The sequence below is a fragment of the Micromonospora sp. NPDC005161 genome, from assembly GCF_053599855.1.
On record NZ_JBSFYQ010000007.1, the window covers coordinates 173841 to 185754 of the forward strand.

At 71.0% G+C, this 11914-nt stretch carries 14 protein-coding genes; 7 read left to right on the forward strand and 7 right to left on the reverse strand.

Annotated features, from left to right (window positions below; genetic code table 11):
• The first annotated feature begins 48 nt into the window (after nt 1-48).
• Nucleotides 49-666 (forward strand): DUF4126 domain-containing protein, encoded by a 618-nt coding sequence (locus tag ACWD5O_RS09715; RefSeq protein WP_121656011.1) that lies wholly within the window; start codon nt 49-51, stop codon nt 664-666.
• Between the two features lie 95 nt (nt 667-761).
• Here the strand turns inward: ACWD5O_RS09715 and ACWD5O_RS09720 are convergent, their stop codons facing one another.
• Both ACWD5O_RS09720 and ACWD5O_RS09725 read right to left on the reverse strand, forming a co-directional pair.
• Nucleotides 762-1319 carry a hypothetical protein gene (locus ACWD5O_RS09720; RefSeq protein ID WP_449936711.1) on the reverse strand — a complete coding sequence of 186 codons (558 nt, stop codon included), beginning with the start codon at nt 1317-1319 and terminating at the stop codon, nt 762-764.
• Nucleotides 1320-1804: 485 nt separating this feature from the next.
• Nucleotides 1805-1996, reverse strand: a complete 192-nt coding sequence (locus ACWD5O_RS09725; protein ID WP_450085015.1) for a hypothetical protein — start codon at nt 1994-1996, stop codon at nt 1805-1807.
• A gap of 495 nt (nt 1997-2491) precedes the next feature.
• Here ACWD5O_RS09725 and ACWD5O_RS09730 point away from each other — a divergent pair, with 495 nt between their 5' ends.
• Nucleotides 2492-2788, forward strand: coding sequence for a DUF1540 domain-containing protein (locus ACWD5O_RS09730; protein WP_450085016.1), 297 nt, complete (start codon nt 2492-2494; stop codon nt 2786-2788).
• A 19-nt stretch (nt 2789-2807) separates the two neighbouring features.
• Here ACWD5O_RS09730 and ACWD5O_RS09735 read toward each other — a convergent pair whose 3' ends face one another.
• Nucleotides 2808-4814 carry a protein meaA gene (locus tag ACWD5O_RS09735; RefSeq protein WP_450085017.1) on the reverse strand — a complete coding sequence of 669 codons (2007 nt, stop codon included), beginning with the start codon at nt 4812-4814 and terminating at the stop codon, nt 2808-2810.
• A 151-nt stretch (nt 4815-4965) separates the two neighbouring features.
• On the opposite strand from ACWD5O_RS09735, the gene ACWD5O_RS09740 reads away from it, so the two are divergent.
• The 3 genes from ACWD5O_RS09740 to ACWD5O_RS09750 all read left to right on the forward strand — a co-directional run bounded on the left by ACWD5O_RS09740 (nt 4966) and on the right by ACWD5O_RS09750 (nt 7565).
• Complete coding sequence (locus ACWD5O_RS09740; RefSeq protein ID WP_450085018.1) at nt 4966-5817, forward strand: ABC transporter ATP-binding protein; 852 nt, start codon at nt 4966-4968, stop codon at nt 5815-5817.
• Complete coding sequence (locus ACWD5O_RS09745) at nt 5814-6659, forward strand: ABC transporter permease (protein WP_450085019.1); 846 nt, start codon at nt 5814-5816, stop codon at nt 6657-6659. Before ACWD5O_RS09740 ends, ACWD5O_RS09745 begins: the two co-directional genes overlap by 4 nt.
• A gap of 84 nt (nt 6660-6743) precedes the next feature.
• Nucleotides 6744-7565 carry an alpha/beta hydrolase gene (locus ACWD5O_RS09750; protein WP_450085020.1) on the forward strand — a complete coding sequence of 274 codons (822 nt, stop codon included), beginning with the start codon at nt 6744-6746 and terminating at the stop codon, nt 7563-7565.
• 60 nt (nt 7566-7625) lie between these two features.
• On the opposite strand, the gene ACWD5O_RS09755 is transcribed toward ACWD5O_RS09750, so the two are convergent.
• Entirely contained in the window at nt 7626-8474 is an 849-nt protein-coding gene (locus ACWD5O_RS09755; RefSeq protein WP_450085021.1) for a 3-hydroxyacyl-CoA dehydrogenase family protein, read from the reverse strand.
• Between the two features lie 110 nt (nt 8475-8584).
• Entirely contained in the window at nt 8585-10027 is a 1443-nt protein-coding gene (murA, locus tag ACWD5O_RS09760) for a UDP-N-acetylglucosamine 1-carboxyvinyltransferase (protein WP_450085022.1), read from the reverse strand.
• Here murA and ACWD5O_RS09765 point away from each other — a divergent pair.
• A complete protein-coding gene (locus tag ACWD5O_RS09765; RefSeq protein ID WP_450085023.1) occupies nt 10026-10598 on the forward strand; it encodes a cob(I)yrinic acid a,c-diamide adenosyltransferase in 573 nt (190 codons plus the stop codon). The genes murA and ACWD5O_RS09765 overlap by 2 nt on opposite strands.
• 26 nt (nt 10599-10624) lie before the next feature.
• On the forward strand, nt 10625-10999 hold the full coding sequence (locus tag ACWD5O_RS09770; protein WP_450085024.1) for a VOC family protein: 375 nt from the start codon (nt 10625-10627) through the stop codon (nt 10997-10999).
• Between the two features lie 128 nt (nt 11000-11127).
• Here the strand turns inward: ACWD5O_RS09770 and ACWD5O_RS09775 are convergent, their stop codons facing one another.
• Nucleotides 11128-11583: a DUF2550 domain-containing protein gene (locus ACWD5O_RS09775; RefSeq protein WP_363757145.1), complete on the reverse strand. Its 456-nt coding sequence runs from the start codon at nt 11581-11583 to the stop codon at nt 11128-11130.
• 12 nt (nt 11584-11595) lie between these two features.
• The gene (locus ACWD5O_RS09780) at nt 11596-11877 is read right to left on the reverse strand and encodes a F0F1 ATP synthase subunit epsilon (protein WP_089019235.1); all 282 of its coding nucleotides are present in this window, start codon (nt 11875-11877) and stop codon (nt 11596-11598) included.
• Nucleotides 11878-11914 lie beyond the last annotated feature (37 nt).

Sequence of the window (11914 nt, forward strand, 5' to 3'; positions counted from 1 at the left end):
ACCGGTCGCCACCGAGCGGCACTGGCGCGTCGATGGGATGCTGAGATGGTGCTCGAAGTCCTCACCGGTACTGGTCTCGCCGCCTCGGCGGGCCTGAACGCGTACATACCCCTGCTCACCCTCGGTCTGCTCGCCCGCTACACCGACCTGATCGACCTGCCCAGCGGCTGGACGTGGCTCGGCAACGGCTGGGTCGTCGCCATCCTGGCCCTGCTGCTCGCCGTCGAGATGGTGGCGGACAAGGTGCCGGTGGTCGACCACATCAACGACGTGGTGCAGACCGTGGTCCGACCCACCGCCGGCGGCCTGGCCTTCGGCGCCGGATCGTCGTCGGAGACGGTGACGGTCACCGACCCGGGCAGCTTCTTCTCGTCGCACCAGTGGGTGCCCGTGGTCACCGGCGTTCTGCTCGCGTTCGGCGTACACCTGCTCAAGTCCGCAGCGCGGCCGGTCGTCAACGCGACCACCGCCGGGTTCGGCGCCCCGGTGGCCAGCACCGCCGAGGACGCCACCAGCGTGGTGGTCTCCCTGGTGGCGATCATCCTGCCGGTGCTGGTGCTCGCCTTCCTGCTCGGCCTGGTGGCGTTCGTCTACTGGTTCCTACGCCGACGCTCCGAACGCCGCCGGGAACGCGAGGCAGCACGCGCCGCCGGCTTCCGCGTCTGACGAGCCGCGGGCCAGGGCGTTCCCGCCGGTCCAGACATGCTGCTGGCCGGCACCCCGGGTGGGGTGCCGGCCAGCGGTCAGTGTGGTGCGGTGGGTCAGCTGTTCCAGTGCTGGGCGACCAGGTCGGTGGCCTGCTGCTCCCACTGGGCGTAGGCGTCGGGGTAGGCCGAGACCTGCACGGTCTGCGCGGCGTCGGTCAGCGCCATGTCCTGCCACCCGTCGACCTGCTTCAGGCCCTTGAGGAACGCGGTGGTGGAGTACTCGGGGTTGGTGATCTGCTCCGGCGTACCCCAACCCGAGGTCGGGCGCTGCTGGAACAGGCCCAGCGAGTCATGGTCGTTGGCGTCGCCGAGGTGGCCCAGGTTCTCCAGCTTCGACTCCTGCAGGCTCGTGGCGATCGAGATGACCGCGGCCCGCTCAGGCAGACCGGCCTTCTTCGTCGCCGCGATGATCGCCTTCACGTTCGCAACCTGCTCGTCGTTCAGGTTGATGTGCGACTGCGCGCCCTGCGCCTTGGCCGTCTGCACCGCGACCGCGACCGGCTTGCCATCGGCGGGGGTGGCGGCGTGCGCGGCGATCGGACCGGCGAAGACGCCACCGGCGAACGCGAGACCAGCAACAGACAGCATGCTCTTACGAATGATCGTGTTCATGAGGGGGTCAGCTCCTTCAGGGGGTAGACACCCACACGCCCGAGGGGGACGGCGCAAGGGTGCGAGCACCTCGTCCGGCGCTTTCAACAACACGGGGGAAAGTCTTGGAGTTCGGCGGCCTACGGGCGGGGGCTCGTGGCGCCGGGACTGTGTGTAACGACCGCCGGGCCGGGGGCATTCCGGGGGTGGCCCATCCATCGGCACCCCGGTGAGCGGGGGCTCCGTTCCAGCGGCCCCGGGTGAGGGGGTGCTGGTGCGGTCGTTCGCGGGGTCTGCAACGACCGGCTACCCGCGGGCATTCCAACCCGGGCCCGACCGCCATCCCAACCCCAGAGGGGCGGGGTGCCGGACCGGTGGTGCTGCGATCGTCAGGATATGTAACGACCCCCGGCCCGCCACGATTCCACCCCGTGGGTGCACCCGGTCACAGGCCAGAGTCACCCGATACCGGACATTCGACGCGGAGATTGCCGGCTGTCGCGGGCTCAGCTCGACCGGCTGGGGTTGATCGACTCGGTATCACCGATATCGGGCCATCCGGCCGCCCGGGACACCGCGACATCCCCGAAATCGCCGACGTCCTCGAAATCGCCGACAAGGCCGACATCGCTGAAACGCTGACATCGATCGACCGCCGCGAACGAGGATGAAGCGAAACCCGGGGGCGAGGCGGTCAACGAGCGGTATACCTCAGAGGCATATTTATGCCTCACAGGTATATCGCTCACAACAGCGACCGCCCCCGAGAAGGGCGCACCCGGCCGCGTCCAACTACAGGGACCAATCGGACCCCGCCACCCCGCCAGACGGAATGGTCCGTCACGCAGCGGAGGGATCAGGACGAACGGCGACCCACCGACGGTGTGGGGCCCGCCGTGCCCGGCGTAGGGATCAAGCCTGACCGCCCAAAGCCGGGCACGGCGGGCCCCACACCGCCCACGGCGCACCGCACCGCGCCCGACAACCCACGACCCACCGCACCGCGCCCGACAACCCACGGCACCGCACCGCACCCGACAAACCCACAACGCACCACACCGCGCGGCCGACAAAGCCACGACCACCGCACCGGGTGGCCGACAAACCAGACAGCTACCCAGCGTCGCGGCTTAGCAAGGGTCATGAAGCCGGCAAAAGCCTACGATCAGTCAAAGACCCTAGAGGAGGTCGGCATGACTGCAGCGATGGAGATGCCCCGGGTCCAGGAGTGCGTGGTGGTGGCCTGCGCGTACAACAACGCCGGCGACTGCCACGCCTTCGCAATCACGATCGGCAGCATGGATCACGCGCACTGCCACACCTTCGTCGAGTCGCCGGTGCGCGGCGGTGTGGACAGCCTGATCGCTCAGGTGGGCGCGTGCCAGCGGTCCGACTGTCGACACAATGAGCAGCTCGAGTGCCACGCCTCGTCCATCAGGGTCGGCCCGGACAACGACATGGCCGACTGCATGACCTACGCCGGCCGCTGACCGGTCACACCAGCCCGGGTCAGGGCAGGTCGTTGGCGCGCCGGATGACCGTCACCAGGTCGTCGATGATGCCGGTGAGGGCGAAGTCCTTCGGGGTGAAGACCCGAGCCACCCCGGCCGCCCGCAGCGTGTCGGCGTCGCCGGCGGGGATGATGCCGCCCACCACCACCGGCAGGTCCGCCCGACCGGCGGCGCGCAGCCCGTCGAGCACGGCCGGCACGGCGGCAAGGTGCGAGCCGGAGAGCACGGAGAGCCCGACCAGGTCGACGTCCTCCTCCACGGCCGCGGCGACGATCTGCCCGGCGGTCAGCCGGATGCCCTGGTAGACGACCTCGAAGCCGGCGTCGCGGGCGCGTACCGCGATCTGCTCGGCGCCGTTGGAGTGCCCGTCCAGGCCGGGCTTGCCGACCAGCAGCCGCAGCCGGCCGCTGCCCAGCTCGCGGGCTGTGGCGGTGACCCGTGCGCGGACGGCCGCGAGGCCCGGGTCGCCGCCGGTGCCGGTGGCGCCGGCCAGTCCGGTGGGCGCCCGGTACTCGCCGAAGACCTGGCGCAGCGCGCCGGCCCACTCGCCGGTGGTCACGCCGGCCCGCACGCACTCCAGGGTGGCCGGCATCAGGTTCGCGGTGGTCGCGGCGTCCGCCCTGAGCCGGGCCAGGGCCGCGTCGACGGCCGCGGCGTCCCGGTCGGCCCGCCACCGGCGTACGCCAGTGGCGGCGGCGGTTTCGACCGCCGGATCGACCTGCTCGACCGCCTCCGCTCCGGCCGCGGTCAGCGGGGACGACTCGGTCTCGGTGAACCGGTTGACGCCGACCACCACGTCGGCGCCGGACTCCATCCGGCGGCGGCGCTCGGCCAGCGAGGCGACCAGCGCGCTCTTGAGGTAGCCGGTCTCCACGGCGGCGACCACGCCGCCCAACTCCAGCACCTTGTCCAGCTCGACGCGGGCACCGGTGACGATCTCGTCGACCAGCGCGGTCATCACGTGCGAGCCGGCGAAGAGGTCGGGGTATTCGAGCAGGTCCGACTCGTACGCCAGGACCTGCTGCATCCGCAGCGACCATTGCTGGTCCCACGGGCGGGGCAGGCCGAGCGCCTCGTTCCAGGCGGGCAGCTGCACCGCGCGGGCCCGGGCGTCGCGGGACAACGTCACGCCGAGCATCTCCAGCACGATGCGCTGGATGTTGTTCTCCGGCTGCGCTTCGGTCAGGCCGAGCGAGTTGACCTGCACGCCGTAGCGGAACCGGCGCTGCCTGGCCTCGGTGACGCCATACCGGTCCCGGGTGATTTCATCCCAGAGCACGCCGAACGCGCGCATCTTGGCGATCTCCTCCACGAACCGCACCCCAGCGTTGACGAAGAACGAGATCCGCTGCACCACGTCACCCATCCGCTCGGCGGGCACCTGGCCCGAGTCGCGGACCGCGTCAAGCACGGCGACCGCCGTGGCCAGCGCGAAGCCGACCTCCTGCACCGACGTGGCACCGGCCTCCTGGAGGTGGTACGAGCAGATGTTGACCGGGTTCCACCGCGGCATCTCACGCAGCGTGTAGGCCACCACGTCGGCGGTGAGCCGCAGCGACGCCGCTGGCGGGAAGATGTACGTCCCCCGGGACAGGTACTCCTTGATGATGTCGTTCTGCGTGGTGCCGGCGCAGCGGGCCAGCTCGGCGTTCTGCTCCAGCCCCACGGTGCCGTACAGGGCGAGCAGCCACATCGCCGGTGCGTTGATGGTCATCGAGGTGTTCATGTCGGCCAGCGGAATGCCGTCGAAGAGCGCCCGCATGTCGCCGAGGTGGGCCACCGGCACGCCGACCCGGCCGACCTCACCGGTGGCCAGCTCGTGGTCGGGGTCGTACCCGGTCTGGGTGGGCAGGTCGAAGGCGACCGAGAGACCGGTCTGCCCCTTCGCCAGGTTGCGGCGGAAGAGGGCGTTGGTCGCGGCGGCCGACGAGTGACCGGCGTAGGTGCGCATCACCCACGGGCGGTCCCGCTCGGGCAACCGCCCCGAAGATGCCTTCTCATCCATGGCCGGAGTCTAAGTTACCGTTTAGTAAAACGGGTTGTGGAAAACCACACAGGTCCATGTCGCGGACGTCCGGGTGCGAAGCGCCCGGAGTGTCCCGGACCGCCACACCCCGGGCGCCACGCCACCCCGGACAGGACGCACACTGGACACCATGGATGACGAGCTGGCCATCTCCGTCCGGGGGCTGCGCAAGGCGTACGGCGACAACGTGGCCGTGGCGGGCGTGGACCTCGACGTCCACCGCGGCGAGGTGTTCGCCCTGCTCGGCCCGAACGGCGCCGGCAAGACCACGACCGTGGAGATCCTGGAGGGCTACCGACGCCGGGACGCCGGCGAGGTCGCCGTGCTCGGGGCCGACCCCGCCCACCCGGACGCCGGCTGGCGGTCCCGGGTCGGCATCGTGCTCCAGGGCACCGGCGAGTTCGACGAGCTGACCGTGGCCGAGGTGATTCGGCACTTCTCCGGCTTCTACCCGGACGCCGACGACCCGGACAAGGTGATCGAGCGGGTCGGGCTGGCCGGCAAGGCGAAGGCCCGTACGCACACCCTCTCGGGTGGGCAGAAGCGCCGCCTCGACGTGGCGCTGGGCATCATCGGCCGCCCCGAGCTGCTCTTCCTCGACGAACCGACCACCGGCTTCGACCCGGAGGCCCGCCGCGAGTTCTGGGAACTGATCCGCGACCTCGCGGCGGCCGGCACCACCATCGTGCTGACCACCCACTACCTGGACGAGGCGGAGGCGCTGGCCGACCGGGTGGGTGTGATCGCCGGCGGCCGGCTCGTGGAGGTCGCCGCACCGAACCAGCTGGGCAACCGGCAGGAGGCGCTGGCGACGGTCTCCTGGCGTACCCCGGACGGGACGCTGGAGCGCGCGCAGAGCGCGACGCCGACGGCCCTGGTGGCCGAGCTGGCCGCGCGCTACGGCGGCGAGGTCCCCGGGCTCACCGTGACCCGGCCGACCCTGGAGGACGTCTACCTCACGATGATCGGACACGCGCGATGACGACCACGACGAAGCCGGCGACGCCGGTCGCCGCGACCCCGGGCCGCCGGCCGGGCGCGGGCGCGCTGGCCCTGCGGCAGGGCCGGCTGGAGATCACCCAGTTCCTGCGCAGCCGGGAGTCCGTGGTCTTCACGATGGGCTTCCCCATCATCATGATCTTGATCTTCGCGTCGATCTTCGGCGGCACGATCGGCGGCGGGGTCAAGTTCACCCAGTACTTCATCACCGGCATGATCGCGACCGGCCTGATGACGGTGAGCTTCCAGAACCTCGGCATCTGGATCCCGATCGAGCGGGACCGGGGCGTGCTCAAGCGCTACCGGGGCACGCCGATGCCGAAGTGGGTCTGGTTCGCCGGCAAGGTGATCATGGTGGTGGCGATCGGCATCGCCGAGACCGCGCTGCTGCTGGCGGTCGCGGTGGCGCTGTTCGACCTCGACCTGCCGGGTACCGCCGGGAAGTGGTTCACCTTCGGTTGGGTCTCCGTGCTCGGGGTGACCGCCTGCACGCTCTGCGGGATCGCCATCTCGTCGCTTGCCCGCACCGCGCGCAGCGGCTCGGCGGTGGTCACCCCGGTCGCCCTGGTGCTCCAGTTCATCTCCGGGGTGTTCTTCGTCTTCACCGACCTGCCCACCTGGATGCAGCAGGTGGCCGCGCTGTTCCCGCTCAAGTGGATGTGCCAGGGGCTACGGGCGGTCTTCCTGCCGTCGAGCTTCGGCGCGCAGGAGCCCGGGGGCTCGTTCGAGCTGGGCCGCGTCGCGCTGGTGCTGGCCCTGTGGTGCGTGATCGGCCTGGTGCTCTGCCTGACCACCTTCCGCTGGACGACCAAGCGCGACGGCTGAACGGTAAGCAGACAGTTCCCCGTCGGCTTTTTTCGACAGCACGACGGGACACCGGGTTCCGCCAAGGGCTGCGACACTCGGACCATGGCGGCTCGACCGACCCGGCGTGGTCTCCTGCTCGCGGGGGCGGGGGCGGGGGCACTGGCCGTCGGCATCGGCTGGACGGCGCGCGACCTGATCCGGCCCGCGCCGGCACGGCCGGTGCCTCCGAAGGCACCGGCCGGCGACGAACGGCTGACCAGCCGCCCGTCCGCCGCGCGGGGCCGCACGGTCGACTTCTACACGGCCGTCCCGGACGGGTACGGCGACGGGCGGGGACTGCCGGTCTGCCTCGTGCTGCACGGCGCTTCCACCACCGCGCGGGACTTCTCCGGGCTCGGCCTGGGCCGTTTCCTGACCGACGCGGTACGCCGGGGCGCTCCGCCGTTCGTGCTCGCTGGGGCAAACGGCGACCGACTCTCCTGGCGTCCGTCCGGGCGGGACGACCCACAACGGATGGTGCGCGAGGAACTACCGGCCTGGTGCGCCGAGTGGGGCTTCGATTCCGCCCGACTGGCGGCCTGGGGCTGGTCGATGGGGGGCTTCGGCTCGCTGTTGCTCGCCGGGACCTGGCCGGGGTTCCTCCGGGCGGTGGCGGCCTTCTCCCCCGCCGTCGCACCTGGCGACGCCGTCTTCGCCAGCGTCGATCGGCTGCGCGGCACTCGGCTGGGCATCTGGTGCGGTCGGCAGGACGACTTCCTCGCCGACGTGCAAGCGCTGGAGCGTGCTCTTCCAGAGCCGGCCGCCCAGGTGGAGTACGCCGACGGCCGACACGACTTCGACTACTGGGGTCGGGTCATCCCAGACGCCTTCGACTTCGTCGCGGCAGCGCTGGCAGACCCCGACCCGGCTTCCAGTCCGGGATGAGCACCGCCCCGGGCCCGCGGTAGCGAGTGATCGCCACTGCGGGCCCGTAGCTGCGTGTTCTCAGTACGTGTAGAAGCCCTTACCGGTCTTGCGGCCCAGGTCGCCGGCGGTGACCATGCGCTGGAGCAGCTCCGGTGGGAAGAACTTCTCGTCCGCCGTGTCGGTGTAGATGTTCTTCGAGGCGTGCAGCAACACGTCCACGCCGGTCAGGTCGGTGGTGGCCAGCGGGCCCATGGCGTGCCCGAAGCCCAGCCGGCAAGCGGTGTCCAGGTCCTCCGCCGACACCACCCCGGACTCGACGAGCTTGACCGCCTCCACCACCAGGGCGGAGATCAGGCGGGTGGTCACGAAGCCGGCGATGTCCCGGTTGACCACCACCACCGTCTTGCCGATCTCCTCGGCGAAGGCCCGGACGGTGGCCAGCGTGGCGTCGCTGGTCTTGTAGCCCCGGACCAGCTCGCAGAGCTGCATCATCGGCACCGGGGAGAAGAAGTGGGTGCCGACGACCGCCTCGGGCCGCTCGGTGACGGCGGCGATCTGGGTCACCGGGATGGCCGAGGTGTTGGTGGCGAGCACCGCGTCGGCCTTGCAGATCTTGTCCAGGGCGCGGAACACCTCGTGCTTGATCTCCAGGCGCTCGAAGACCGCCTCGACCACGATGTCCGCGTCCGCCGCCGCCTCCAGGTCGGTGGTCGGGGTGATCCGGGCGAGCGTCGCCTCGACGTCCGACGGCTCGATCTTGCCCTTCTCGGCGAACTTCTCCAGCGACTTCCGAATGCCGCCGAGCCCTCGCGTGGTGGCCGCGTCGTCCAGGTCGCGCAGCGTCACCTGCCAGCCCGCCTGCGCCGCCACCTGGGCGATGCCGGAGCCCATCAGCCCGGCCCCGACGACCGCGAGTCGACCCGCCATCTGCTTCTCCCTCGCTGCGATTGAGTGCCTGCCTGCACCCTAGTCGGCGAGCCTGAACGACGGCTAAGGGGCTGTCGGGAGACCCGACAACCTCCTGGACCCGGTCGGCGTCAGATTTCCAGCTCCGGCTCCTCCGGCGTCGTCCCGCGCTCGACAGCCACTCCGAGCGCGCGCAGGTCGGCCACGAAGTCCGGGTAGCCCCGGTCGACGTGGTGCACGTGGGAGACCTCGGTGGCCCCGTCCGCGCAGAGCCCGGCGATGATCAGGCCGGCCCCGGCGCGAATGTCCGTGGCCCGCACCGGCGCTCCGGAGAGTCGGCTCCGGCCCCGGACCACCGCGTGGTGGCCGTCGGTCTTGATGTCCGCGCCGAGGCGCATCATCTCGTTGGCGAACATGAACCGGCCGTCGAAGATGTTCTCGGTGATCAACGAGGCGCCGTCACTGACCGCGGCCAGGCCGATCGCCATCGGCAGCAGGTCGGTGGCGAAGCCCGGGTACGGCAGCGTCACCACGTCGACCGCGCGGGGCCGGTCGTCCATCCGCACCCGGAAGCCGTCTCCCCGGGTCTCCACCAGGCCGCCGGCCGCCACCACCTTGTCCAGCGCGACCTCCAGGAAGGCCGGGTCGAGCCCGGTCACGGTCACGTCGCCTCGGGTCATCGCCGCGCCGAAGGCCCAGGTGCCGGCCACGATCCGGTCCCCCACGGTGGCGTGCCGCACCGGGCGCAGCCCGGGTACGCCGGTGATCCGCAGGGTGGACGTTCCGGCGCCGGAGATCCGCGCGCCCATCTGGTTGAGCATGGTGCAGATGTCAACGATCTCCGGCTCCCGAGCCGCGTTGTCGATCGTCGTGGTGCCCTGGGCCAGCACCGCCGCCATCACCAGGTTCTCGGTGGCGCCCACGCTGGGGAAGTCCAGCACGATGTCCGCGCCGCGGAGCCCGTGCGGTGCGGTGGCGATGACGAAGCCGTGCTCACCGGAGATGTCCGCGCCCATCCGGGTCAGCCCGGAGACGTGCATGTCCAGCCCGCGCGAGCCGATCGCGTCGCCGCCCGGGTGAGCCACCCGCACGTACCCCCGGCGGGCCAGCAACGGGCCGAGCACGCAGATCGACGCGCGCAGCCGGCGGACCAAGTCGTAGTCCGCGTCGGCGCCCGGCTGGTCGGGTACGTCGATGGTCACCGAGCGGGACCGGGCCACCCCGCCCCGCGCGACCATCGGATCGACCGGGTCGTCCGCGTCGAACCGTACGTCGCAGCCCAGCCGGCGCAGCACCTCCCCCATGATCGCGATGTCGGTGATCCGCGGGACGTTGGTGATCACGCTCCGGCCCGGAGCGAGCAGCGCGGCTGCCATCAACTTCAACGCCGAATTCTTGGCACCCACCACGTGCACGGTGCCGGCCAGCCGGGCGTCACCGCGTACCCGGATGACGTCGACATCGTTGACCGCCGGATCGCCCGCGTCCCCGGGGCCCACCACCGCTGGCCAGCCGGCGGTGGTGTCCGGCCGCGCCGGGATCGTCAGGTCCGGTATCCGTAGGCTGTGCGTCATGGCCGTCCACCTCACGCGCATCTACACCAAGGCCGGCGACGCCGGCATGACCAGGCTGAGCAACAACGAGCAGGTGCCGAAGACCGATCCACGGATCGCCGCGTACGCGGATGTCGACGAGTGCAACGCGGCGATCGGCGTCGCGCTCGCCCTGGGCCAGCTCGACGAGGAACTGCGGGCCGTGCTGGCGTCGATCCAGAACGACCTGTTCGATGTGGGCGCCGACCTGTCCACGCCGGTGGAGCCGAAGCCGAAGTATCCGCCGCTGCGAGTGACCGAGGAGTACGTCGAGCGCCTTGAGGGCTGGTGCGACGAGTACAACGCACGCCTGAGCAAGCTCGACTCCTTCATCCTCCCCGGCGGCACCGCAGGTGCGGCGCTGCTGCACGTGGCGCGGACCATCGCCCGGCGTGCCGAACGAGCAGCGTGGGCGCTGGTCAGCCACGATCCGGAACGGACCAGCCCGCTCCCGGCAAAGTATCTCAACCGGCTCTCCGATCTGCTCTTTATCCTGTCAAGAACGGCAAATCCGGCGGGAGATGTGCTATGGGTGCCGGGCGGTGAGCGCTGAGCGTCGGCGGGCTGCACCACGTCGAGGTGTGGGTTCCCGATCTCGAGGCCGCCACGCGTAGCTGGGGCTGGCTCCTGGGCGAGCTGGGCTGGTCGCTGCACCAGGACTGGCCGGCCGGCCGCTCGTGGCGCCTCGGCCCCACCTACATCGTGCTGGAGCAGTCGTCAGCGCTCTCCGGGCCCCGGCACGATCGGCTGGCTCCGGGGCTGAACCACCTGGCCTTCCACGCCGGCCCGCCGGCCGCCGTGGACCGGCTCGTGACGACAGCCCCGGCGTACGGCTGGACGCTGCTCTTCCCGGACCGCCATCCGCACGCCGGCGGCCCCGACACCTACGCGGCCTACCTCACCGACAACCACGGCTACGAGGCAGAACTGGTCGCCACCAGTAACGGCAGTTGACAAAAGCCGCGCCCGAACGACGCACAGTGCCCCCGCAGGGTTTCCGGGGAGCCCGCCCGGCGGAGGGATCAAGCCTGACCGCCCGGAGCCGGGCGGGCTCCCCGGAAACCCCCAACGGTGAGAGGGAACTAGGCAGCGGGCCAATCTTGGGAGGCCATACGCGGCGAGACCGCCCCCGGAGGGGCGGCCTCGAGCCAGGAGAGGAAACCGGTCACTGTAGACCGCGCCATGGCGATCTCCACCGGTGCGTGGTGACTGGTACAGCGGAGGATCACCCAGTCGGCCGGCATGGAGAGGCGTTCCTGACCCTCCGGCAACCGGCGGCGCTCCACCGCGAGCCCCTTGCGGGAGAGCACCCGCTTGGGCCGCAGGGCGAAGCTGAACATCCGGTACCAGCGCAGCTCGTCACCGGCGAACCGGCCGAAGCCGGGCGACCAGCCGCGGCCGTCGAGCATGGTGGAGACCCGGACGCTGAGCCGGATGATGCCACCGCTGCGGGTGACCAGGGCCCGCCGGACGAAGAGGATGAGGAGCGCACCGAGGATGACGGCGACGCCGATCCCGATTCCCTCGACGATCTCCATCCCCGGTACGGCTCAGTGGCTCTGCGCGGAGACCGGGGTCGCGCTCTCGGCCAGGACGGTGACACCGTCGGCGCTCACCGAGAGGAAGCCGCCGGCCACGTCGTAGGAGACCTGCTCACCGCCGGCCAGCTTGATGCGCACCTGGCCGGGCTCGGCGAGCTGGCCGAGCAGCGGCGCGTGCCCCGGCAGGACACCGAGCTCACCCTCGGTCGTCCGGGCGACGACCATCTCGGCGTCACCGGACCAGACCTTCTCCTCGACGGCGACGAGCTCGACGTGAAGCTGCTGTGCCACGCTGTCTCCTTGCTGCGGCGGCGGATTGCCGAAAGTC

Coding starts and splice junctions, on each gene's coding strand:
- ACWD5O_RS09720 (WP_449936711.1), bottom strand. CDS start 1,319: ATGAACACGATCATTCGTAAGAGCATGCTGTCTGTTGCTGGTCTCGCG.
- murA (WP_450085022.1), bottom strand. CDS start 10,027: ATGACGCACAGCCTACGGATACCGGACCTGACGATCCCGGCGCGGCCG.
- ACWD5O_RS09745 (WP_450085019.1), top strand. CDS start 5,814: ATGACGACCACGACGAAGCCGGCGACGCCGGTCGCCGCGACCCCGGGC.
- ACWD5O_RS09730 (WP_450085016.1), top strand. CDS start 2,492: ATGACTGCAGCGATGGAGATGCCCCGGGTCCAGGAGTGCGTGGTGGTG.
- ACWD5O_RS09765 (WP_450085023.1), top strand. CDS start 10,026: ATGGCCGTCCACCTCACGCGCATCTACACCAAGGCCGGCGACGCCGGC.
- ACWD5O_RS09735 (WP_450085017.1), bottom strand. CDS start 4,814: ATGGATGAGAAGGCATCTTCGGGGCGGTTGCCCGAGCGGGACCGCCCG.
- ACWD5O_RS09755 (WP_450085021.1), bottom strand. CDS start 8,474: ATGGCGGGTCGACTCGCGGTCGTCGGGGCCGGGCTGATGGGCTCCGGC.
- ACWD5O_RS09740 (WP_450085018.1), top strand. CDS start 4,966: ATGGATGACGAGCTGGCCATCTCCGTCCGGGGGCTGCGCAAGGCGTAC.
- ACWD5O_RS09750 (WP_450085020.1), top strand. CDS start 6,744: ATGGCGGCTCGACCGACCCGGCGTGGTCTCCTGCTCGCGGGGGCGGGG.
- ACWD5O_RS09775 (WP_363757145.1), bottom strand. CDS start 11,583: ATGGAGATCGTCGAGGGAATCGGGATCGGCGTCGCCGTCATCCTCGGT.